This window comes from Exiguobacterium sp. s5, from assembly GCF_018618075.1.
GTDB lineage: Bacteria > Bacillota > Bacilli > Exiguobacteriales > Exiguobacteriaceae > Exiguobacterium > Exiguobacterium mexicanum_A.
Map to the genome: position 1 here is coordinate 92589 of NZ_JACSLK010000008.1, position 23328 is coordinate 115916.

General features: G+C 49.5%; 18 protein-coding genes and 2 riboswitches. Of the genes, 12 read left to right on the plus strand and 6 right to left on the minus strand.

From position 1 onward, the window contains the following. The first annotated feature begins 43 nt into the window (after window positions 1-43). From KNP60_RS14590 to KNP60_RS14600, 3 genes are read left to right on the plus strand one after another with little or no spacing between them, the layout of a single operon-like run. Window positions 44-1465, plus strand: a complete 1422-nt coding sequence (locus KNP60_RS14590) for a PTS mannitol transporter subunit IIBC (protein WP_034781590.1) — start codon at window positions 44-46, stop codon at window positions 1463-1465. 44 nt (window positions 1466-1509) lie between these two features. Beyond that, on the plus strand, window positions 1510-1941 hold the full coding sequence (locus tag KNP60_RS14595; RefSeq protein WP_052090290.1) for a PTS mannitol transporter subunit IIA: 432 nt from the start codon (window positions 1510-1512) through the stop codon (window positions 1939-1941). Then, window positions 1941-3086, plus strand: a complete 1146-nt coding sequence (locus tag KNP60_RS14600) for a mannitol-1-phosphate 5-dehydrogenase (protein ID WP_034781593.1) — start codon at window positions 1941-1943, stop codon at window positions 3084-3086. The genes KNP60_RS14595 and KNP60_RS14600 overlap by 1 nt, the downstream gene beginning before the upstream one ends. A 76-nt stretch (window positions 3087-3162) precedes the next feature. Here the strand turns inward: KNP60_RS14600 and KNP60_RS14605 are convergent, their stop codons facing one another. Next, window positions 3163-5520, minus strand: coding sequence for a bifunctional diguanylate cyclase/phosphodiesterase (locus KNP60_RS14605; protein ID WP_052090291.1), 2358 nt, complete (start codon window positions 5518-5520; stop codon window positions 3163-3165). Window positions 5521-5683: 163 nt separating this feature from the next. Here KNP60_RS14605 and KNP60_RS14610 point away from each other — a divergent pair, with 163 nt between their 5' ends. Further along, window positions 5684-6526 (plus strand): CPBP family intramembrane glutamic endopeptidase, encoded by an 843-nt coding sequence (locus tag KNP60_RS14610; protein WP_034781596.1) that lies wholly within the window; start codon window positions 5684-5686, stop codon window positions 6524-6526. 35 nt (window positions 6527-6561) lie between these two features. Beyond that, on the plus strand, window positions 6562-7086 hold the full coding sequence (locus KNP60_RS14615) for a GNAT family N-acetyltransferase (protein ID WP_034781599.1): 525 nt from the start codon (window positions 6562-6564) through the stop codon (window positions 7084-7086). 26 nt (window positions 7087-7112) lie between these two features. Here KNP60_RS14615 and KNP60_RS14620 read toward each other — a convergent pair whose 3' ends face one another. The 3 genes from KNP60_RS14620 to KNP60_RS14630 all read right to left on the minus strand — a co-directional run bounded on the left by KNP60_RS14620 (window position 7113) and on the right by KNP60_RS14630 (window position 9919). Continuing rightward, window positions 7113-8441 (minus strand): N-acetylmuramoyl-L-alanine amidase family protein, encoded by a 1329-nt coding sequence (locus KNP60_RS14620; protein WP_034781602.1) that lies wholly within the window; start codon window positions 8439-8441, stop codon window positions 7113-7115. 196 nt (window positions 8442-8637) lie between these two features. Continuing rightward, complete coding sequence (locus KNP60_RS14625; protein WP_034781604.1) at window positions 8638-9156, minus strand: hypothetical protein; 519 nt, start codon at window positions 9154-9156, stop codon at window positions 8638-8640. An 82-nt stretch (window positions 9157-9238) separates the two neighbouring features. Beyond that, window positions 9239-9919, minus strand: a complete 681-nt coding sequence (locus tag KNP60_RS14630; protein ID WP_034781607.1) for a hypothetical protein — start codon at window positions 9917-9919, stop codon at window positions 9239-9241. Between the two features lie 281 nt (window positions 9920-10200). On the opposite strand from KNP60_RS14630, the gene KNP60_RS14635 reads away from it, so the two are divergent. After that, complete coding sequence (locus tag KNP60_RS14635) at window positions 10201-11484, plus strand: tetratricopeptide repeat protein (RefSeq protein ID WP_034781610.1); 1284 nt, start codon at window positions 10201-10203, stop codon at window positions 11482-11484. Between the two features lie 63 nt (window positions 11485-11547). Here KNP60_RS14635 and KNP60_RS14640 read toward each other — a convergent pair whose 3' ends face one another. Continuing rightward, window positions 11548-11865 (minus strand): hypothetical protein, encoded by a 318-nt coding sequence (locus KNP60_RS14640; RefSeq protein WP_131490827.1) that lies wholly within the window; start codon window positions 11863-11865, stop codon window positions 11548-11550. A gap of 202 nt (window positions 11866-12067) precedes the next feature. Further along, complete coding sequence (locus tag KNP60_RS14645; RefSeq protein ID WP_235420266.1) at window positions 12068-13906, minus strand: ATP-binding protein; 1839 nt, start codon at window positions 13904-13906, stop codon at window positions 12068-12070. Window positions 13907-14164: 258 nt separating this feature from the next. Between KNP60_RS14645 and KNP60_RS14650 the strand changes: the two genes are divergently transcribed. From KNP60_RS14650 to KNP60_RS14675, 6 genes are all read left to right on the plus strand, one after another. Continuing rightward, window positions 14165-14770 (plus strand): flavin reductase family protein, encoded by a 606-nt coding sequence (locus KNP60_RS14650; protein WP_214793828.1) that lies wholly within the window; start codon window positions 14165-14167, stop codon window positions 14768-14770. Window positions 14771-14942: 172 nt separating this feature from the next. Next, window positions 14943-15896, plus strand: a complete 954-nt coding sequence (locus KNP60_RS14655) for an AAA family ATPase (protein ID WP_214709525.1) — start codon at window positions 14943-14945, stop codon at window positions 15894-15896. Next, window positions 15893-16960: a DUF58 domain-containing protein gene (locus KNP60_RS14660; RefSeq protein ID WP_214797783.1), complete on the plus strand. Its 1068-nt coding sequence runs from the start codon at window positions 15893-15895 to the stop codon at window positions 16958-16960. Before KNP60_RS14655 ends, KNP60_RS14660 begins: the two co-directional genes overlap by 4 nt. Then, on the plus strand, window positions 16957-19053 hold the full coding sequence (locus KNP60_RS14665; RefSeq protein ID WP_214797784.1) for a transglutaminase domain-containing protein: 2097 nt from the start codon (window positions 16957-16959) through the stop codon (window positions 19051-19053). Before KNP60_RS14660 ends, KNP60_RS14665 begins: the two co-directional genes overlap by 4 nt. A 39-nt stretch (window positions 19054-19092) precedes the next feature. After that, a riboswitch (purine riboswitch) is annotated at window positions 19093-19193 on the plus strand. A 111-nt stretch (window positions 19194-19304) separates the two neighbouring features. Continuing rightward, window positions 19305-20828 (plus strand): glutamine-hydrolyzing GMP synthase, encoded by a 1524-nt coding sequence (gene guaA, locus KNP60_RS14670; protein ID WP_251131414.1) that lies wholly within the window; start codon window positions 19305-19307, stop codon window positions 20826-20828. 137 nt (window positions 20829-20965) lie between these two features. Then, a riboswitch (purine riboswitch) is annotated at window positions 20966-21067 on the plus strand. Between the two features lie 89 nt (window positions 21068-21156). Next, window positions 21157-22518, plus strand: coding sequence for an NCS2 family permease (locus tag KNP60_RS14675; RefSeq protein ID WP_034781627.1), 1362 nt, complete (start codon window positions 21157-21159; stop codon window positions 22516-22518). Window positions 22519-23328: the final 810 nt, after the last annotated feature.

The window sequence follows — 23328 nt, forward strand, 5'->3', positions numbered from 1 at the left end:
ACAACAATCTACCTTTCACAATAATCGACTGGAGGTTTTATACATGGCGAATGCGCAAGCTGGCTCGGGCGGGGTTCGAGTCAAAGTACAACGGTTCGGGAGTTTCCTGAGCGGAATGGTCATGCCAAACATCGGCGCCTTCATCGCCTGGGGGATCATCACCGCCCTCTTCATTCCAACGGGCTGGTGGCCGAATGAAAAATTAGCAGAACTCGTCGGTCCGACGATCACGTATCTGTTACCGCTCTTGATCGGGTTCACCGGCGGTAAGTTGATTCATGACGTACGAGGCGGAGTCGTCGGGGTACTCGCCACGATGGGGGTCATCGTCGGGACGGACATTCCGATGTTCCTCGGTGCGATGATCATGGGTCCACTCGGTGGATATGTCATTAAACAATTTGACCGCCTCATCGAAGGCAAAGTCAAAGCTGGATTTGAAATGCTCGTCAACAACTTCTCGGTCGGTATCATCGGTGGTCTTCTCATGATCGGTGGCTTCGAAGTGTTCGGTCCAATCATGAGCGGCCTTGATAAAGTCATGGCAGCCGGTGTCGACTGGATCGTCGGCGCGAAACTGTTGCCGATCGCCAGTCTATTCATCGAACCAGCGAAAATCTTGTTCTTGAACAACGCCATCAACCACGGGATCTTGAGCCCGCTTGGTGTCGATCAAGTGGCGGACGCCGGGAAATCGGTCTTGTTCTTACTTGAGGCAAACCCGGGACCAGGTCTTGGTTTACTGCTCGCTTACATGGTGTTCGCTAAAGGTGCGGCCAAACGGACGGCACCAGGGGCAGCGATCATTCACTTCCTCGGTGGGATTCACGAGATTTACTTCCCATACGTCTTGATGAAACCAATCTTGATCCTTGCGATGATCGCAGGGGGCGCAACAGGGGTCTTCACATTCGTCTTATTCGATGTCGGTCTCGTCGCACCAGCGTCACCAGGTAGTATCTTTGCAATCCTCGCGATGGCGTCACGCGGTTCATACCTCGGACTTGTGACAGGGATTCTCTTGTCGGCAGCGGTCACGTTCGCCGTGGCCAGCGTCATCTTGAAATCAAGTGCGGCCGAAGAAGTGTCACTCGAAGAAGCGACACAAAACGTCAGCGCGATGAAAGGCAAACAGTCGTATGCGTCAGCTCTCGTTCACGACCGTCTCGATAAAGTCGATCACATCATCTTCGCTTGTGACGCCGGGATGGGTTCGAGCGCGATGGGTGCCTCGGTACTTCGCAATAAAGTGAACAAGGCGAATTTGCCAATCAAAGTCACGAACACGTCAATCAGTCAATTGCCGAAAGACGCTCAATTCATCATCACCCATGAGGATTTGACGGACCGGGCCGAGGCACAAGTGCCGGATGCGATTCACCGTTCGGTCACGAACTTCTTGAACGCCGACTACTACGATCAATTGATTGAAGAAATTAAAGCAGAACGCAGCAAAATCTCATAACACAACAGACAGAGACAAAGGCTTAAGGTATAGGAGGAACTAAAATGCCATTCATTCAGACAGAGATGATTCGACTCAACCAATCGTTCAACACGTCGGCCGAAGCGATCGACGCAGCCGGTGAAGTGTTAGAAGCAGCCGGATGCGTGTCTCCGGCTTACGTCCAAGCGATGCATGCACGTCAAGCGCTATCAAGCGTTTATATCGGGAACCAAGTCGCGATTCCGCACGGGACTGAGGAAGCGAAATCCGCCGTTCAAAAGACGGGGATTTCTATCCTTCAAGTGCCGGCCGGCGTCGATTTCGGTGGCCAGACGGCGAAACTTGTCATCGGGATTGCCGGTGTGGATGATGAACATTTGGAACTCCTGTCCCAAATCGCAGTCATCTGTTCAGATGAGGATAATGTCGAGCGTCTTGTACAGGCGAAGACGAAAGAAGAGATTTTGTCGTTATTCATGGAAGAGGTGGCGTAATGAAAGCCGTACATTTCGGAGCAGGGAATATCGGACGTGGGTTTATCGGATTGTTGCTTAATCAGAGCGGCTACGAGGTCGCGTTCGTCGATATCAATGATACCGTCATCCAGGCGTTAGAAGACAAACGGTTCTATGAAGTCGGATTTGCCGAAGAAGGCGTCGACAACGTCGTCGTCGATCGGGTCCGCGGCGTCAACAGTTTGACCGACCCGGAACGCGTCATCGCCCTCATCGCCGAGGCCGATCTCGTCACGACCGCGGTCGGACCGACGCTGCTACCGAGAGTCGCGCCCCTCATCAGCGAAGGGCTCCGTGAACGAGAGACATCGGCACCGGTTTATGTGATTGCTTGCGAGAACATGATCGGTGGTAGCGCGTCACTTCATCAAGCGATCGAAGCATCAGGTGGTATCGGGACGGCCAATGCCTCGTTCCCGAATGCGGCCGTCGACCGGATCGTTCCGCTGCAGCAACACGCAGACCCGCTATTCGTCGAGGTCGAGACATTCTACGAATGGGTCATCGAGACGAAAGGATTGGCCGAGCGGCCCCCGCTTCAAGGTGTGACGTGGGTCGACGAGATTGGGCCATACATCGAGCGGAAACTGTTCACAGTCAACACCGGCCACGCCATCGCATCGTACATCGGTTCCTTGTTCGGGAAAGCGACGATCGACGAGGCGCTGAAAGACCGCCGTGTCCGCCAAGTCGTGCAAGGTGCCTTGTATGAGACTGGTTGGCTCCTTCTCGAGAAGTACGGGTTCGAGGCGAAAGAACACAGTCAATACATTCAAAAGATTATCAAACGATTCGAGAATCCGAAGTTGAAAGATGAAGTCTCACGTGTCGCCCGCTCACCGATCCGCAAGCTAGGACCGAGTGACCGGCTCGTCAAACCGGCCCGTGAACTGATCGACAACGGCATCGAACCGAATGAACTGGCCTACGGAATCGCAGCTGCCTTGACCTATTACAACCCTGAGGATTCAGAATCTTCTGAACTCAATCTATCCATCGAAGAAGACGGCATCGTCTCGACGGTGGAAAAATATCTCCAATTGCATGAGGACGATACGCTGACGAAGCTGATCCTCGAGCAATACCACTTGATTCGCGAACAAGAAAAAGCGCAAGTCTCGTAAATCAAATCTCCTGTGCCCGAGCGGCATGGGAGATTTTTCGCATACAAAAAGACTGCAGCGCAGGGCTGCAGTCTCCTCAAGCTCGGGTTTTCCCGAACTCAATATAAGTGGTGACCGATTTGACGTGCTTCACGACGTCCTTCTCACGAAGGGGACGACTGAAGTAATAACCTTGAACGTAATCACACTGTTCGTTCAGCAACCATTCGAGTTGATCTGACGTCTCGACGCCTTCCATGAGCACTTTCATATTAAGGTTATGGCCGAGCTGGATCATCGAACGGACGATGGCTTCCTGGTTCCGGTCGGTGAACAAGTTGACGATGAACGACCGGTCAATTTTCAACACTTGGACCGGGAGCTCCCGCAATTGACGGAACGACGAGTAGCCGGTCCCGAAATCGTCGAGCGAGATCAAGATGCCGAACTGATGGAGCTGGGCAAGTTTCTCCCGTGTCGACGCCTCGTATGACAGCATCGACGACTCCGTCACTTCCAATTCGAGGAACATCGGGTCCATCCCGGTCTCATCCAAGATGGCTTGGAGTGACTCGACGAAATCTTCACGTGCGAATTGGAGCGGCGAGACGTTGACCGAAAGGGTGAATGGTTTCACACCAGACTTCTTCCAGCGCACCCAGGCTCGGCAAGACTCACGCATGACCCAACTGCCAATCGGATGGATGAGGCCCGTGTTTTCTGCGATTGGAATGAAGTCGGTCGGTGACACGTGACCGAGCTCGCGGTTGTTCCAACGAAGCAGCGCCTCAACGCCTTCGAGCCGGTTTTGCGTCAGCGACACTTTCGGCTGATACACGAGTGTGAACTCGTTCCGGTCGAGCGCATGCGTGAGCGCCTTCTCGATCTCGACGGTACGAAGGATTTGGTGCTTCGACTCGTCTTCGAACTCTTTAATTTGATTCTTTCCGGTCCGTTTCGATTCGTGGACGGCGAGGCGGGCGTATTGAACGAGCTCCTCGGCCGATGTCGTGTCTTTCGGATAATGGCTAACTCCGGCACTCATCGTCAGTTCGACGGTCGTGCCGTCGATATCGAACGGCTGAGAGATGGCTTTGATGCATTTCTCTGCCTTCTGTTTGGCAAGCGTACTCCGCTTGTCGAACAACAAGATGATGAACTCGGATGACCCGACGCGTGTCAATATGTCGTCCGGGTGAATCGTCACTTGCAGACGTTCGGCGATTTGCATCGTCAATTCGTCCGAACCGTGATGACCGAGCATATCGCTCAAGAACCGCCAACGATCGATGTCGATGTAGAGACAAGCGACCGGGTCCTCGATTTGAATATGTTCGGCGAGAATACGTTCGAGCTTGTGCCGGTTCGGCAAATCCGTGAGCGTGTCGTGATACGCCATATGTTCGACGAGACGCTGTGAGGCGATCGTTTCTGAGACGTCACGGAGGAACCAAAGCATCTGGTCCATCGTTTCGCCTTTGAGTGGATAACTCGTGACCTCAATCGTTCGATCACCGATGTCGACGCGCCGTGGTTCATAAAACGGTTGATTGATCGTGAGCGACGAATGATAGTCTTGGAAAAAAGCATCTTCCTCGATTTCGTCAAACAAGCGATAGAAGGCCGTGTTCGCATATTGGATCATTCCATCCTTTGTCGTCGTGACGACGGCATCCGTCGTCGAATCAAGAATCGTCGCTTGAATGAACTCTCGTTTGCGAAGGTGACGATCGAGCGTGAGCGACAGGAAGAAAATCGCGAACAAGAGAATTGTGATTGCCGTGACGAGCCAAGCGAGTAACGACGGTTCGATCGCATTGGCGAACGGAGAATCCGTCTCGACGAACGTGAACGACGCGGCTAGCATCCCGACGAAGTGCATGCCGAAGATGGCGATGCCCATCAGCAACGAGAAAAATACTTTCAATTCGAGATCGATCTTTTGCTTGGCGTACTTCGAGAAGAAACCAATCCAGAGGGCGACGAGAGAGGCCCCAATCGCAATCAGAATCGATAACGCCGCAAGCCATGGATTATACGAAGTCACTACACCTTGCAGGGCGGCCATGCCGACATAATGCATGCTCGCGATACTGCCGCCCATCACAACCCCGGCACCGATCAAAGCGGGGCGGGTCGTGCGACGCGAGACGATCAAGAAGCCGAAAATACAGCCGGCCATGGCGATGATGACGGAAAATAGGACGAGCGGGATCGAATACGTGACCGGTCGCAACGCCTCATGCGCGAGCATGGCGATAAAATGCATCGACCAGATCCCGAGACCGAGCGTCGCACCTCCAGCTAAGATCCACACGTTCTGGACGGAACGGTTCGCTGAATTGACACGCCGTGCCAGCTCGATGGCGGCGTATGCAGAAACGGCGGCGATAATATAAGAGAGAATCACAAGAAAAACATTATGACTCATCGAGTGTTCGACTACTGGTTCCATGTGTACCTCGCTAAAGAATGTATTTTTTATAGTAATTCTAATTATACCCCGCAAAACAAAAGCCCACCTATCATTTTGCTTCACTTGTTGAAAATATTTTTTGCGTGAAATAGGGAAGCCCGGCAGAAAGCGGGTAAACTACGTGTAGAAGGAGGGGGACGCGTTGATTCCGACAAAAAAAGAAATCATTCTGTTTCTCCTCATCGCGTTCGGGTTCTCATGGCTGACGTGGTGGGGGCTGTATATGTGGACCGAATTACCGATCCAGGTGATTGTCGTGATTGGGGCGTTCGGTCCAAGTCTGGCAGGGAGCTATATGGCGTTTCGAGAGAATGGCTGGTCAGGAGTGAAGACGCTTTGGAAGCGAGGGTTCGAGTGGAAGATGTCCGTTCGCTATTACGCGTTCGGGCTCTTGTTCCTGCCTGTGTTGTTTTTGATTGCCCATTGGTGGTCCGATGCCGATGGCGCGTCGTTACTGGAACGTCCATGGCTCGTTGTTCCCTATTTCCTCTACATGTTGTTCCTTGGAGGAACAATCCAAGAAGAGTACGGGTGGCGCGGATATTTGCTCGATGCGTTTCAACTGAAAGTCACGCCCGTCAAGGCGAGCCTGTTCGTCGGCGTCATCTGGGCGGGCTGGCATATTCCGCTCTTCTTCATGGAGGGGACGGGGCAGTCATTGATCCCGTTTTGGGCGTATGGCTCGGCAATTCTGGCGTTCACGTTTATCATTTCGTGGCTCTATAACGTCACGACGATGAACTTATGGTCCGTGTTCCTATTGCACACGATGTTCAACGTCTCGTTCACGCTCGTTCCGTTAATTGAACCGGGCGCGTTCCCGATTGGATTTCTTCACTTGACGCTGTTACTCCTTACGACCGCGATCATCCTCGTCTGGCAGACACACGGCCATCTCGGTTATGATCACCTCGAGCAACTCGAAGCGGTCGAAGGATCGCATCAAGCGAACGTTACACCCAATCGGGACGCGGGTAAAGACTAGCACGTACAATTCAGGACTAGAGGGAAGTGGAGACATTGAACTTTCGCCCGCTTGACCGCGAAGACGTCAAACCGCTCCAACGACTGTTCATGGAGAGTCTGAGTGACTTGATTCGGCGAGAACAGTTTGAGGATGCCGATCTATTGGATGAAGAAGTAGAGCGATTGAACACGACCGTTCAGGACAGTTTCGAGGACGAGTCCGTTCAAATTTTCGTTGTCGTAAAAGACGGCGTCATCGTGGGCACAGCGGCGATTTTACCTCCCAATGACATCATTACTGCCCATATCGACGTCAAACCGAACACGCCAGAAGTCGGTTGCATGTATGTGTCGCCTACGTCCCAACGTCAAGGGGTAGGTCACTTCTTGATTGAGAACATCAAACGACAATTGTCAGCGAACGGACAGACGGCGTTTTACTTGGATGCTGGCTTCCCGACGTCTCAAGCCTATTGGGAAAAGCGGCTCGGGCCGCCGACGTTGACGCTTGACCATTACTGGGGACCTGGCGCACCGCATAAGATTTGGCGTTGCACGACTACAGAAAAAGAGACCTGATTCGCATATGCGGTCAGGTCTCTTGCTTATTTATAAGTGCTCATGAATTGATGAATCCCAGAAGCGGTGGCGTCTGCCATCCGTTGCCGGTAAGTGGTGCTCGTCAAATGCGAGCGGTCGTTCGCGTTGCTGATGAACCCGTATTCGACGAGTGTCGAAGGGACGCTGTTTTTTCCGACGACGTAAACGTTTTGATACTTCACGCCACGGTTACGGATTGTCGGGATACGGGCACCGAGTTCACGGTTGATGGCCGCTCCTAGACTCTGGCTAGCCGAGATGTATGGGTTCGTCGTATAGCTTTCTCCGGTCGGCACGAGTACTTCATGACCGTGGTAAGACGTATTCGTCGAAGAGTTGTTGTGAATGCTGACAAAGGCGCTGCCTTTATACGACTTCGTCAATTCGACGCGTTGTGCGAGCGACAAGTAGACATCGTTCGTGCGTGTCATCCGTGCGTTATAGCCATATGTATTCGAGAGCGTACTCGCGAGACGTGCGGCAATGTCGAACGCAATCACTTTTTCGTAAGATGAGCCGTAGACAGCTCCAGGGTCGTTTCCACCGTGTCCGGCATCGATCACAATCGTACGTCCCGTACCCGTGGACGTCGTCGGTGTCGTCGTCGTGGCTGGTTTCAAATACTGGGAAGCGACGTAGCCCGTCTTCCCACCGTAACTGACCTTATACCAAGAGCCGTACTTGCTGACATACTTGACGGTCGAGCCGTTCGGGATGGTCATCAATACCTTGCTCCACGAGGCAGCCGTCAAACGCATGTTCAAGTTGACCGTTGTTTGGTAGGAGGTTGTCGATGTCGTCGTGGTCGGGGCTCCTGTGGCTGATAAGTACTGGGAAGCCACATAGCCCGTTTTCCCATTGTAGCTGACCTTATACCAAGAGCCGTAGCGGCTGACGTACTTGACAGTGGCGCCGTTCGGGATGGTCATCAAGACCGTGCTCCATGAGGCTGCCGTCAATCGCATGTTCAAATTGACTGTTGTTTTGTAGTACGAAGCTGAACTCGGCGTGATTGTCGACGCGCTCGATACTTTTACGTACTGCGAAGCGACGTAGCCGGTTTTTCCGCCGTAACTGACTTTGTACCAAGACCCGTACGTGCTGACATATTTGACGGACGCCCCGGATGGAATCGTTAGAAGAATCGGACTCCAAGTGGCGGCACTCAAACGAAGGTTCAAGTTAGCTGTCGTCGTGTAGGTCGAGGCAGCTTCGACACGGCTCGATTCGAAACCGGTCGGCGTCAAGTCGAATGGGGCGATGGCCATGCCACCAATGACAAGGGAAGAGCTAAGCAACAGTTTCAAGTTCCAAGATGGTTTCGTTCGGTTCAATCGAGATCCGCTCCTTTGTTCGTCGTTCATATGAAATAGCTGTGAAATGAAATCGTCATCATGTCTCCGTTATTATATAAGGAAACAAGAAAAAAATGGAGGTTAATATGTAAATTGTTTTACTTTTTTTCTAAAAGTTTATTTCCAGAGATTCGGAAATAAAAAAGAGACGCGCAAGGGCGTCTCTTTTGAAGGATTAGGCAAGAGGTGAAGAGTCTTTAGAAGCGACTTGGTTAGTTGGCAAGCTCCAAAGGCGTGGGAAATCCTCAGCTGCGACTTGGTTAGTCGGCAAGCTCCAGAGGCGTGGGAAATCCTCAGCTGCGACTTGGTTAGTCGGCAAGCTCCAAAGGCGTGGGAAATCCTCGGCTGCGACTTGGTTAGCCGGCAAGCTCCAGAGGCGTGGGAAATCCTCGGCTGCGACTTGGTTAGTCGGCAAGCTCCAAAGGCGTGGGAAATCCTCAGCTGCGACTTGGTTAGTCGGCAAGCTCCAGAGGCGTGGAAAATCCTCGGCTGCGACTTGGTTAGTCGGCAAGCTCCAGAGGCGTGGGAAATCCTCAGCTGCGACTTGGTTAGCCGGCAAGCTCCAGAGGCGTGGGAAATCTTCAGCGGCCAATTCTTCTGATGTGAACGGATTTTCTGAAATTAGCGGCTTTGAAATTCCGAAAAGAAGAAGTAAAGCTAATGAAACAATTAGCGCATTTTTGAATTTTTTCATAAATAGTACCTCTTTTCTAGGTTGTATGCTGTGTATTTTTCCGTATATAAACAATATATGACGTAAAGGTACTATTTGGCAATCATTCGAGATGTGGTTGATTCAATTTTAAGGCTGTTAAAACTTGACGAGATTGAAGGATAGCTGATTCAAATATAGAGCCTCGGTAATCTTTTGAATAAACAGGTTCGTGAATTTCAATCATGTTATCAACATCTGAATTGGTAATTGGTAAAACAGAGCATTTTGATTTTTGGCTTAGAATCGCACTACATAGAGGATGTTCTTCATGGTTATTATAATCCTCGTCAACTCCAGGCTTCCATGCAAATGAAACCTCTGGTAAAACATACAGTAAATCACCATCGTGCAGTTTTTCTACACACGTTTCAATCAGGGCTTTTTCACACTGATCTGCGTTTAAATATCCTATAGAAGATCTAAATGGATAAATACTTTTCATACTTCTTTTCAAAATAGTTAACGAGAGTTCGGGACCAATAACCCATATTTTTTTTGAAGAATAAGTTTCGCTTAATATGCGTGCGATTAAATTTGGTAAAGTTTGATAATAATCGATGTGGAATGCATTTATGATAATACCTTTAGAATCTTGTAAGAGAGTTGATAGATTATCAAGGCCTCTAAACTGTTTTTGATCTGAGGGGGTAAATAATGCATCGATTGTAGGTAAGTTTCTTGTTGTAAAATAGATGCGTGGCTTTACATAATCTCTAGCGAGGAGATTACTAAGTTTACTCATTTAGATGACCTCCTTTAGTTTATGCCCTATGTCTTGCTTTTTATCATGGATGGAATAAACTTTAAATGAGACAGTCTGTTAAAACTAACAAAATTCCCTTTTTGGGATTAGTTAAATTCTATCATGGATAAAAGGACTAGTGATTTTGTATCGTTTGGGAAAATAGACGCTTAAAACCTTTGAAAATCGACCATTTATAAGTCTGATTTTCCTAGATGAGATGAAATTTGATGAAAATCGGGTCTAAAGTATTATAAAAAGAGTCCAGGAGATGCTACTGCATGCAAAATAATTATGGGAATTTGATTAAAGTAGAGCGTCTGCGCCGTAATATGAAACAGTCAGTTTTAGCCCGTGGAATATGTTCTATCTCATATTTAAGTAAAATTGAAAATAATCAGACCATACCTAGTGAGGAAGTATTAGAACTAATTTTTAGGAAGTTAGACTTAGACATTCCTCTGTACGTAACAGTAACTGAAGCGGAAATTGAAAAGATTAGGCTAGAAATCACCAGATTAATGAAAGAAGCCATCTTATCTAGAAAGCCTAAAGAAACTGCGGACAACCTGAAGAGAATAGAGCGATATAAAAACGATCATAGGATTTACAAACACAAACCTCTATATATATTAATGTTATTAGTGTTAGCTCGATTTGATTTTATGCCTGGTGGAAAAGAAGGATATTTAACTGAATTAGAATGGCTACAAGATCAGTTCACTTCCGAAGATCGTATGCGGTTTAACGTTCTAAAGGCTTTAAAATCTTTTTCTTTAAACGATAAAGACACCGCCTTGTCTCTTATGCAACAAGTAAGAGACGAGTTGGATACAACATATTTAGAAGAATGGGAAATAGCAGATATCAATTACATCATTGGTGGAATGTATTATAAATACACTGATTATCTTCAAACAATCGAACACGTTACTACAGCTTTGACATACTTTAAAGATAATTTTTATGTGGAACGGGTTATCGAATGCCACTTAATTATTGGATTAGCATTCAAAAGAAGAAAAAGATTTAATGAATCATTGTCCCATTACCAAAAGGCAATAAAGGCTGCTGGAGCTACTGATTTAAAAGGGTATTATGGGATGCTATACAATAACACAGGAGAAATTTATTCTTTGCAAGGAAACCGAGAACTTGCATTAGAATATTTCCTGAAAGGATTAGAATATAAAGTAGAAACCAAAAGTAAGTTACTAAGTATTCTTTCTTTAATTGAGGAATACTCTATTCGGGATAATGCGAAAGAAGTACTTGATTGGGTAGAAAAGGGAGAAAATATCATTAAAGAAGCTGGTATACAGGAAAACCTAGACGAATTTATATACCACTTTGGAGTCTTCCGTGATAAATACACTCATGGAAACAGTAAAGAATTGATTGAAAGTTTGAAAAAGGCAGTTCACTATTTTGAGTCGTCTGATGATTATCATTACACAAACAAATACGCACTTTGGTTAGCGCGTGAGCTACGTGAAAATGGGAAGTATAAACTATCCACTGAATACTATGAAAAATCCATTGCGATTATGTCTCGATGGGATTAACGCCTCTCGAGGCGTTCTTTTTTTTGCACAAAAAAAGAGACGCCCGAATCGTCTCTTGTCGTTTTATGGAGTGGTGAAATAATGAATCGTCCAAATCGGTTCGTTCATCAACGCTTCATCTTCCACATGGCCCATTTGCACTTGTTGGAGCAAGTGAATGATGTGCTTTTGTAAATTGGCGTCGTGTGAGCCGCTCGTCAAAATCCCATCTTCACTCGCGATGATATAAAATCCACCCAATCGCAACGGAATATGATTTCTTACAATCGACACGGCAGTCTGAAGTTCAGCTTGCCCGCCCTGCAGTGGCACGTTTATATCAAAACGGCCCCATTGTTTAAAGTCGCCTACTTCTGAAAACGGTGGGTCGCGATGATCCAACTCCATGACCTCCAATCTTGTCTGTCTCTTCCTTACTAGTATAGCTCTTTTTTTAAATTTTACCTGCGAGAATAATGGGAAGGGTGTAGTGACGTCGCCTCAGGTTCTCGGTGTTACTCTTTTTCTAGATTATGCCAAAACATTCCTGCAAAAAAGAGAAGCAATAATATAAAAAACACGACCGGAATGAATCCGGCCGCGCTCATTGATGAATCGCCTCTTTTGACGTCGGGAGCTCACAAATAAAGGTGCTACCTTCACCGTAAATCGATTCGACATGTAAATGTCCGTCGTGCGCTTTGGCGATCTCTTTACAGATGGCGAGACCGAGGCCCGTTCCGCCGATTTTCCGGCGGTCCGAGTTGTCGACTCGGTAAAACTTCCCGAACAAGTTCGGCAAGGCGGAAGAAGGGATCCCCATCCCGTTATCCCGGACTTTCATGACGACTTGTCCTTCGAGTCGTTCCAACGAGACGAGCACGTTGCCGCCTTCAGGTGAATACTTGATGGCGTTACTGAGCAAGTTACCAAGCAACTGCCGCATTCCTTCTAAATCAGCTTCGATTTTGAAGTCTTGTCCGACGTCGGCATCGAGGTGTAAATGATGCGAGTCGGTCGTTTCTTGATAGAAGCTGATGCTGTCACGAGCAAGTTCGAGAAGGTCAACCGTTTCCCATTCAAACGTCTGTTTCCCGGCCTCCATCTTTTGCAGGTCGAGGAAGTCGTTTACCAAGTAGGAGAGACGCTTCGCTTCGTCATGGATGGTCTTCAAATACAATTCGCGACGGCTTTCTTTCAAGTCGCGCTCGAGCATCAATTCTGTAAACCCATAAATGGAAGATAACGGAGTTCGTAATTCGTGAGACACCGTCGAGACGAGCTCCGACTTCATTCGGTCGATCTCGGTCTCGGCCGTCACATCACGCAACACGAGCATCGTGCCGTGTATCTTCCCATCCCGGTAAATGCTCTCGGCGTATACTTGGAGGAAGCAATCACCTTGGTCAAGGGAAATCGAGAGGCCATCTTCCGGTGGTTCTTGGTCGAACACACGCTCGACGTAACTGATGAAGAGGTCTTGTTGGTCGACCCGTTCGGCGAACTGTTCGATATCGATCGACAAGGTCGTCAGTTCCTCATAACCCGCGTACTCGAATTGGAGCTCATCGAACATGCGGATAAAGGCGCGGTTGCCGACAATTGTGTCTTCCTCATAATTGAAGTAGAGGATGGCTTCGCGCACTGAGTTGATCAGTTGCGCCGTCTCTTTCCGGTCTTGTTGCATTTGGCGATACAGTCGGGTCCGCAATAGCGAGATAGCCAACTGATTCGCAAATGCGTTCAGTTCCGACGTTTCACTCGCGTCGAACGGCTCGTCATAACATGCCAAGTACAAGCAACCGATCATCGTCCCATCTGACGGGTCTTTCACGGGGATAACCGTCTCGTGGATGTAATACGGATAACCGTGAATCTGATCGGCCACTTTCTTCGATGTCGCTTCTAGCGATTTCGAGATCATGACGCGTTTTAACAAGAGCGACTGCACCTTTAAATCTTCTTGTTGTTCTGTCGTCATCCCTTTTGGTACGACGGATGTGATTTCATCGTCTTTGATTAGGAGGACCGCCCCGAACTCAGCCTCGGTCAACCAGACGATCTTTTCGATGACAGCAGAGTAGTCTAATAACGACTCCTTTGAAGCGAGTACTTCGATCAGTTCGTTACGATACTTCAATTTTGTCTCGTTTTGTTTAGACGCCTCGAGCACCGACTGCATCTCTTGTTGCTTCGCATGCATTTTCTCATTTTGTCCGACCATTCGTTTAATCAATGGACGGCCGATTAATAAAATAGCAGTGATAAACATGACTAACCCGGTCATCCAAATCCAACGTAACGTCAAAAGTTCGTTTGGCGAGACGTTATCATCCCGAACAAACCAAGCCGCGATTGCCGTTAAAAAGAGACTGACGATACAGACCCCATACAGGATGCCGAGTATTTGACGACTGTTCAATTGTTCAATCCACTTGCCCATAATACGCTCTACTTCCTTCCTTAACTAAAACCATCTCCAATTCAATCGTCATAACCGAAATATACAAAAAGAAAAATCAGATGAACACCGAACTGCTCAAGCGATGTGCCATCAGATGATTGTCTGTTTAATTGTCATATCTAGACGGATATACCCCGTATTTCATCATCCTACACATTCCGATGTGCTCACGTTTGACACGTCCGCTGTGAACGGGATAGTTTGAACCTATAGTCGAATCCAAAGGAGTGCTATCGTATGCTATCGATTGAACCTTCAGCTTTAACCGAACGTGACGCGTATAAATTTTTGATTGGAAGTGTCGTACCGCGCCCGATCGCATTTGTGACGACGCGAAACGGAGAGACGATTAATGCCGCTCCGTTCAGTTATTTCAATATCGTCGCTTCCGAACCACCACTTCTCTCGGTGTCGGTTCAACGGAAGGGCGGTGTCATGAAAGACACGGCTCGCAACGCTGTCGCGACCGAAGAGCTCGTCATCCATATCGTAGACGAAACGAATGTGACCCTCGTCAATGAGACGGCAGCCAATCTAGGACCCGAGGAAAGCGAACTCGAGCGGACGGCCTTCACCATCGTGCCTAGCGACGTCGTGGAGACACCGGGTGTGAAAGAAGCCAAAATCCGGATGGAGTGTAAACTTCACCATCACGTTCCAATCGAACACGATGGCGTCGTGACAGCGGACTTGTTGATCGCTCGCGTCGTCCGGTTTCACATCGAGCCAGCGCTTTATCATGCTGGACGCATCGATGCGGAACAACTGGCGCCGGTCAGTCGTCTCGCCGGCAACTTTTATGCGACCCTCGGGGACACTTTTGAAATCGAACGTCCAAAATAAACGTCATGGCGCCTGCTCAAATCAGAGACAAGGCGCCTTTTTTCGGGTAAAGAATGGAAAACCGATTGGCATGATGGTTTTCTTTCACACGAGCGCTTGAATATGTCACAATAAAGTCAGAACATTCAATTTTCGAACGCATCAGCGATTAGAGAAAAAAGGGGAGTCGGCTATGTCCTATCGTCCAGCCATTCAATCGATCATCAATGCCATTGAAACGGTGATCGTCGGGAAAGAAGATGTCATCGCAAAAAGTTTGACTGCGTTGCTTGCCGGAGGTCACGTATTGTTAGAGGACGTGCCCGGGGTCGGGAAGACGATGCTCGTTCGTACGTTCAGTCGTGCCATTGATTTGGATTTTAAACGCGTTCAGTTCACTCCGGACATGTTGCCGTCCGACTTGACGGGAATCTCAATGTACAATCAAAAGACAAAAGAGTTCGAGTACCGTCCGGGACCTTTGATGGGGAACATCGTCTTGGCTGATGAAATCAACCGGACCTCTCCGAAAACGCAGTCGGCGTTACTCGAGGCGATGGCGGAGCGCAGTGTGACCGTCGATGGGGAAGTCAAAATCTTACCTTCCCCGTTCTTCGTCATGGCGACACAAAACCCGATTGAACATGAAGGAACATACCCGCTCCCGGAAGCCCAGCTCGACCGATTCCTTCTTAAAATCGAGATGGGGTACCCGTCGTTCAATGAAGAAATCTCTTTGTTGACCCGTTTCGAAAAGGCAGAGCCGCTCGAGGCGCTCCAAAGTGTCATCACGAAACACGAAGTCGAACAGATGCAGCGTGACGTGCGTGACGTGCATGTCTCGAGTGCGGTCAAACAGTATATCGTCCGCTTGATCCATGAGTCGCGCAACGACCCGAACACGTACCTCGGGGGTAGTCCGCGTGCGACGCTCGCTCTGATGAAGGCAGCTCAGGCGTGGGCGTATATCCATAACCGTGATTTCGTCTTGCCAGATGACGTGAAGGCGCTCGCGGGTAGTGTGCTCGGTCACCGTATCTTGTTGACGGCAGAGGCGCGTTATAAAGGGAAAACGGCCGAACAGCTCGTCAAAGGTTGGCTCGACTCGCTACCGGTCCCGATGGATCGTGAGGTCAAAGAAGTATGAAAAATTGGATGAAGCTGTTCCTCGTGTGGGCGGCGGCATTCGGACTTTACGCGTTCGCCCGGATCGAAGGGAGTATCGTCGCCTCGACACTTTGGTGGTCATTTTTCGTTTTGGCAGCGTATTGGACAATCTTTATGATTTACCCGGTCACGGCAGCCGACGTCTCGCGGCGAATCACGACCAAACGACTCGTCTCGGGACAAACGATGGACGTAGAACTGCAAGTGGAGCGGAAATACCCGTTTCTTGTCGGGATCGTCACGTTAGAAGAGACACCACCGCCTCGTCTCGCAACATCGACGGACGTGATTGTTACTCCGGTCGACCGCTTTTTTCGGCGAACAGAGACGGTTCATTATGAGATTGAGCAGATTCGCCGAGGCATCCATGTGTTCGATCGGACGGTCCTTCACGTACGTGACGTGTTCGGGCTGTTCGATCGTAAACGGACGTTGCGGCTCGAGACGGTCGTCGAAGTGTCGCCGGCTGAACTTCCGTTCGATTTGCCGCGTGATGAGCAGGTCGGTGGGCGTGGCGAACAGTACCGGCGCACGCGGACATATACAGAAGTAGCGAACACGACGAGCGGTGTCCGGGAATACGCGGCCGGTGACCGCATCGGCCGGATTGACTGGAAGGCCTCGGCTCGTCGAGATAACTTGATGACGAAAACGTTCGATCAAGAGCAGGAGAAAAAACTCTCGCTCGTCTTCGTCCCGTCCACATCTGCCGGACACGAAGAAGCGTTCGAACGATCACTGTCGTTACTCGTCGGTGCGATTCGGCAACTTGAACGGAAAAACTTGCCGTTTGAACTGTATGTCATCGAAGAACAGGTCCGCCTTTTCCATTTGCCGGACCAAAGCGCCGAGGTCGGGCATTACTTGCTGACGGCGACGCCGGAACCGGAAGGGCGTCTCGTTGAACGATTGAAGCGTAACTTGCCGCAAGAGGTCGGAAACTTGATTTTAATCAGCCCGCTCGAGACGAAATGGGTACGCGAAATCATGAATGAGACCCAAGGCAGCTATCACTTGTACACGGCGAACGAGGTGACGACATGACGATGTGGGTGAAACGGATTGTCTATACGGCACTTGCCGCTTACTTGTTGTCGTTTTGGGTCGAGCCGATTGTCGGGAGCACGACGTTCGACGTCAATTGGCCGTTCCTGTTTTTACTCCTCGTCCCGATGTTTGCGAGCTTGTTGCCTTGGTATGGGTTCATCGCCGTGGTTGTCCTCAACTTCTTTACCATCCTGTACGTGTATCACGGCAGTATCTTAGATTGGTTTGGGCTCTGGCTAGAAGATTTGAGTGGCGTGCTGAGCGGGGCTTTACCAGAAGAAGCGATTTTCTTCTCGGCGATGGCGCTCATCGGTGTCCTGTTCGCCATCTTGGTCGGACGGACGTATCCAAGCTATGGTTTCGTCCTTGGGATGATTGTCTCGACGCTCGGGTTGATGGCGTACTTTGATACATGGACGCTTTATGACGGAGAAGGAAAAATACTACTTGCGATTTTAGCGTCACTCTTGTTACTCTTCGTCACCGATTTGGCGAAACGGCCGAGCAAGTCGCTCGTCCGCTATGTCAGTATCGCTCTCCTCGCTTCGGTCGTGTTGGCGCTCGCGAGCGTGTCGCCGACGATTGAAGGGGACTGGTCCGACCGGTTGACGACGAGTTTCCAAAACGCTGGGAACGATGAAGGGTCAGGCAGCGGTCGTGTCGGCTACGGGGTGAACGATGAGCAACTCGGTGGACCGTTCGAACAGGATGACGGGATCGTCTTCATCGCCCGTGGTGTACCGGCACGCTATTGGCGCATCGAATCAAAAGAGATTTACACCGGGAAAGGTTGGGTCGAGTCCCCGGTCCTCGACTCGGACTACAACCGCGGCCAGCTCGTCGACCCGGACGTCGATACGACGCCTGAACAGGCGTTGCTCCGATTCGACCGGCGTCAAACGTTCGTCCCGTATGGCGGGGAGTATCCACAAGCGACCGAGACGGACAATGGGACCGAATTCAGGGTCGGCAGTATCGAGGAGCCGTTCCCGAACGAGACGATTCACATCCGTCCGTCCGGAAAGATCGTCTTCGACAATGATGGCCAAACGACGCCGCAGACGATTCAACTTCGCTACAGCGTCCCTTCCTTCACTGAAGAGCAACTGGCATTGAACGAACCGGTGACGACCTTGACGGAAGAAGAACGGCAGGCGTACTTGCAACTGCCGGATTCGCTTCCGGATCGGGTCCGCGACTTGTCAGCCGATATCACGGGCGACAGTGAGACACCTTACGACCAAGCCCAAGCGGTCCAATCCTACTTCCAATCTGGAGATTTCCAATACAATACGGAAGACGTCGCCGTCCCGGAAGGGGATACCGATTACGTCGATCAATTTTTGTTTGATACGTTGATCGGGTACTGCGACAACTTCTCGACCTCGGCTGCCGTCCTTCTACGGGCGAGCGGGGTGCCGACGCGTTGGGTCAAAGGCTTCACGATGGGTGATGCGCGCGGGGTCATTCAAGGGGAAGAAGAATACACGGTCCGGAACCGTCACGCTCACTCATGGGTAGAATATTTCGTGGAAGGCGCAGGCTGGGTCCCGCTCGAGGCGACGATCAGTTTCTCGGACGCCAACTTACTTCAAATCGAGACGGAGGACGAAACGAATTCAGAAGACCCGGCAGCCAACGATCCACAAGCATCGCAAGACAATGAGCAGACGAGCCGTCCACAGGAAGATTTGGCACTCGATGATGTCACATCAGGTGAGGCGGCAACGGAGAATTGGAATATGCCGGTCTGGGGTTGGGTGTTGATTGTCTTCACGGTCGCTGTTCTCGTATGGAACCGGAAATCGATTGAACGCCTCGTCATGATGCTTTGGTGGACACGGCGTCCATTGAATGAAAATCGGCTCGTCGCCATGCATCGATATCTAGTTAAACGACTCCGCGGAGCAGGCTTCAAAGTCGACGGGCGCACGCCGTCCGAACTCGCTGCAGAGGTCGATGCCTATTATGAGTCGACCGAAATGACGAGATTGACCCGTCTGTTCGAGCAAAGTATCTATGCCGACCAAACACCGAATTCAAAATATAAAGAATATTGGAAAATCATGATTCGTCGAATTATGAGTTGAAGTAGGCGGATGCATACAGTAAGATAGACGCATTAGTTAGATAATTGAACAGCATTCCTTCGTATATACTCGTGAATTGGCGCGAGAGTCTCTACCGGACCACCGTAAATGGACCGACTATGAAGGAGCACGTTTCGTATACACAGAAAAGGGCGTGCTTCTTCTTCGGTTTAGTGAATCCGTGGGAGAAGCTCGCTCTTTTTTTGAGAAGAAGGCAGAAAGGTGGAGGTTTTGTGAAAATAGAACAAGAGATGATTTTGGTGCTCGACTTTGGAGGCCAGTACAACCAGTTGATCACACGTCGTGTGCGTGACCTTGGCGTATATAGTGAGCTTCATTCCCACAAGATGACCGCTGCTGAGATTCGTGAACTGGCTCCGGCCGGGATTATTTTCTCGGGTGGCCCGAACAGTGTGTACGCGGAAGGCGCATATCGCTGTGACCCAGAAATTTTCGAACTCGGGATTCCGATTTTCGGGATCTGTTACGGCATGCAGCTCATGACACATCACTTCGGTGGACGTGTCGAGCGGGCCGCACATCGTGAATACGGGAAAGCGACGCTCTTCTCGACACCGGAAGCTTCGGCCCTCTACAAGGATCTTCCAGTGGAACATACTGTTTGGATGAGTCACGGTGACCTCGTCATGGAAGCACCGCAAGGATTTATCGTTGATGGGACGAACCCTTCTTGTCCGGTCGCCTCAATCAAGAGTGATGACCTCAAGATGTATGGGGTGCAGTATCACCCGGAAGTCCGTCACTCGGAGTACGGAAACGACATCTTGAAAAACTTCATCTATGAAGTGTGTGGTGCCAAAGGCGAATGGTCGATGGAAAACTTCATCGACATCGAAGTCGAGAAGATTCGTGAAATCGTCGGTGACAAGCAAGTTCTTTGTGCCTTGTCAGGTGGTGTTGACTCATCGGTCGTGGCGGCGCTCGTTCACCGCGCGATCGGCGACCAGTTGACATGTATGTTCGTCGACCATGGTTTGCTCCGTAAAAACGAAGCGGACAGTGTCATGAAGACGTTCGCAGACGGCTTCAATATGAAAGTCATTAAGATTGATGCACAGGATCGTTTCATGGCCAAACTTGCCGGTGTTTCAGATCCGGAACAAAAACGAAAAATCATCGGCAACGAGTTCATCTACGTGTTTGACGAAGAAGCGTCTAAACTTGTGGACATGGACTTCCTTGCCCAAGGTACGCTCTACACGGATATCATCGAGAGTGGAACAGATACGGCACAAACGATCAAGTCGCACCATAACGTCGGTGGACTTCCGGAAGATATGAACTTCACGTTGATCGAGCCGCTCAACACGCTCTTTAAAGACGAAGTACGTGAACTCGGTACTGAACTCGGATTGCCAGACTATATCGTATGGCGCCAACCGTTCCCGGGACCAGGTCTTGGCATTCGTGTTCTCGGTGAAATCACAGAAGAGAAACTCGAAATCGTGCGCGAATCTGATGCGATTTTGCGCGAAGAAGTGAAGAAAGCCGGTCTCGAACGTGATATTTGGCAATATTTCACGGTCCTTACACCGATTCGTTCAGTCGGCGTCATGGGCGACGAGCGGACGTATGACTATGCGGTCGGCGTCCGTGCCGTCACATCAATTGATGGGATGACTTCGGATTGGGCCCGCATCCCATGGGATGTACTCGAGAAGATTTCGGTCCGTATCGTCAACGAAGTCAGTCACGTCAACCGTGTCCTGTACGACATCACATCGAAGCCACCAGCAACAATCGAGTGGGAATAATAGGCAGAGGGGAGCAATCCTCTCTGTTTTTATATGGAAAAACCGAACATTAGAATGAAATATTTGATTAAAATCCGTCATTACTGTTGACATTCATTTTTGACGTTGTTAAGATAAAAACGTTCTTATCATATCCGAACAATTAAAAATTATTTTGCCGTATAATATCGGGAATATGGCCCGAGAGTCTCTACGAAATCACCTTAAATGATTTCACTACGGCGAGACATAGATTCGGGGACGTATGTCCCTGTATGTTTCGCGTGGGGTCTCCGGTCATCGATCGGGGACCTTTTCTCGTTTTACGGCGAGCCAAGGAGGAAAATCAATGAGCACACAGCTCAAGCAAGAACCAAATCATCAACCGTCAGAAAGCCGAATCGAACGTCACTTCCAGTTGAAAGAACTTGGAACGAACGTGAAAACCGAACTCGTCGCAGGATTCACGACATTCTTGGCCATGGCTTACATCTTATTCGTCAACCCGAACGTATTGGGCGCAGCGGGTATGGATATGGGTGCCGTTTTCGTCGCAACTGGTCTCGTCGCACTGATTGGATCGGTCACGATGGGTCTGTTCGCCAACTACCCGATCGCCATCGCGCCAGGCATGGGGCTTAACGCCTTCTTCGCCTACAGTGTCGTTATCGGCATGGGCATCCCTTGGCAGACGGCACTCTCGGGTGTTCTCGTCTCAGGACTGTTCTTTATCGCTTTGACGCTCTCGGGCATTCGTGAGACGGTCGTCAATGCGATTCCGGCTCCGCTTAAAATGGCGGTGGCTGCAGGGATTGGTTTCTTCATCGCCTTCATCGGCTTGAAAAATGCAGGAATTGTCGTTGCGAACGAAGCGACGCTTGTTAGTCTCGGTTCGCTCGGAACAGGAACTACGCTCCTCGCGGTATTCGGTCTTGTTGTAAGTGCATTGCTAATGGCACGAGACGTCAAAGGTGGCATTTTCATTGGGATGTTGTTGACAGCTATCGCGGGAATGATTTTTGGTCTCGTGCCGACACCGACTGCGATTTCAGATGTTGTATCGATGCCGCCGAGCATGTCTTCGACGTTCGGCCAAGCGTTCATTAACTTTGGTGATGTCTTCACACTTCAAATGCTTATCGTCATCTTGACGTTCTTCTTCATCGACTTCTTCGATACAGCCGGCACGCTCGTCGCGGTGGCGCGTCAAGCTGGGATCATGAAAGAAAACAAAGTGCCGCGTGCGAGTAAGGCGCTCATGGCTGATTCGACTGCGACGGTTGCAGGTGCAATTTTTGGGACATCGACTGCGACATCATATGTAGAGTCGTCGGCGGGAGTTGCGGCGGGTGGTCGTACAGGGTTGACTGCTGTATTCGCAGGTTTATTCTTCGGATTGGCTTTGTTCTTCTCACCACTCTTAGCGGTTGTCACGGCACCGGTCACGGCACCGGCCTTGATTATTGTTGGTGTGTTGATGGCTTCAGCTCTCCTTGATATCGATTGGAAAAAAATCGAAATCGCGGTTCCGGCATTCTTAACGATTATCATGATGCCACTCACTTCGTCGATTGCGACGGGGATTGGGCTTGGGTTCATCTTGTACCCGCTCATGATGATCGCGAAAGGGAAAACAAAAGAGATTCACCCAATCATGTACGGAATGCTAGTCATATTCTTGGCGTACTTCATGTTCTTGCCACACGCGTAAATAAACGGAGCCGACTCGGTTATGAGTCGGCTTTTTTTGTATGCAGTGTTTTCGGGAAGGAACAGATCATACATCGTTGGTGCGTGGTTTCTGTAATGTGTTCATTGCGGATAAACGTGACATCTTGTGAGAGAACGCATTTGAAAATTTGATTGTGGCGAATGGTCCTGTTCCACCATTCCTTCGTGAAATGATGGTTTTCTTCATATATATGGTATTGAACAGTCGATGGTGTATTTAACCTCCATTCACCTACTAGGCAATTGTCCTTTATATATAGAAGGAGTTGAAACGTTTGATTCGCGATTTAGAGATTCAAGTAGTTGTAGCGTACGTGGCCTGCTTCCGAACGGTTGGTATCTGCGAGAGTCTAGAAAGACATCATGGCTATGAAGATAACGCTTGATTCCGGAAAGGGGACTATGGAGTGTGAGCAGTAGATTAGGTTAGATAGTTGGTATAATCCTCCCTTGACCCCGGTTGGTACTTTTCCGTAATGTAAAATCATTCCGTCGGTCGATCGTCTTCCAATCCTTGAGTCGGGCCGAGGTGAAAAGGTGATTTAAAACTTTTTAAAGTTTTTTTAGAATAATGCTTGCCATGTTATAGAAAGGGATGCTATAGTTATCTCTGTTGCCAGCGATGCTTACAACTTAGTAAACAAACTGGTTGACACACAACAATGATAAATGCTATTATCATTTAGTCGCTAAGAGCGGCAGACGAACTTTGAAAACTGAACGATGAGGCAAAAAATGTTTTACAATTTTTGAATGAAGCGCAAGCTTCGTCATTTTTAAAGAGCTATAT

Coding starts and splice junctions, on each gene's coding strand:
- KNP60_RS14675 (WP_034781627.1), top strand. CDS start 21,157: ATGAGCACACAGCTCAAGCAAGAACCAAATCATCAACCGTCAGAAAGC.
- KNP60_RS14645 (WP_235420266.1), bottom strand. CDS start 13,906: ATGGGCAAGTGGATTGAACAATTGAACAGTCGTCAAATACTCGGCATC.
- KNP60_RS14665 (WP_214797784.1), top strand. CDS start 16,957: ATGACGATGTGGGTGAAACGGATTGTCTATACGGCACTTGCCGCTTAC.
- KNP60_RS14650 (WP_214793828.1), top strand. CDS start 14,165: ATGCTATCGATTGAACCTTCAGCTTTAACCGAACGTGACGCGTATAAA.
- KNP60_RS14655 (WP_214709525.1), top strand. CDS start 14,943: ATGTCCTATCGTCCAGCCATTCAATCGATCATCAATGCCATTGAAACG.
- KNP60_RS14605 (WP_052090291.1), bottom strand. CDS start 5,520: ATGGAACCAGTAGTCGAACACTCGATGAGTCATAATGTTTTTCTTGTG.
- KNP60_RS14630 (WP_034781607.1), bottom strand. CDS start 9,919: ATGAGTAAACTTAGTAATCTCCTCGCTAGAGATTATGTAAAGCCACGC.
- KNP60_RS14600 (WP_034781593.1), top strand. CDS start 1,941: ATGAAAGCCGTACATTTCGGAGCAGGGAATATCGGACGTGGGTTTATC.
- KNP60_RS14590 (WP_034781590.1), top strand. CDS start 44: ATGGCGAATGCGCAAGCTGGCTCGGGCGGGGTTCGAGTCAAAGTACAA.
- KNP60_RS14625 (WP_034781604.1), bottom strand. CDS start 9,156: ATGAAAAAATTCAAAAATGCGCTAATTGTTTCATTAGCTTTACTTCTT.
- guaA (WP_251131414.1), top strand. CDS start 19,305: ATGATTTTGGTGCTCGACTTTGGAGGCCAGTACAACCAGTTGATCACA.
- KNP60_RS14660 (WP_214797783.1), top strand. CDS start 15,893: ATGAAAAATTGGATGAAGCTGTTCCTCGTGTGGGCGGCGGCATTCGGA.
- KNP60_RS14635 (WP_034781610.1), top strand. CDS start 10,201: ATGCAAAATAATTATGGGAATTTGATTAAAGTAGAGCGTCTGCGCCGT.
- KNP60_RS14595 (WP_052090290.1), top strand. CDS start 1,510: ATGCCATTCATTCAGACAGAGATGATTCGACTCAACCAATCGTTCAAC.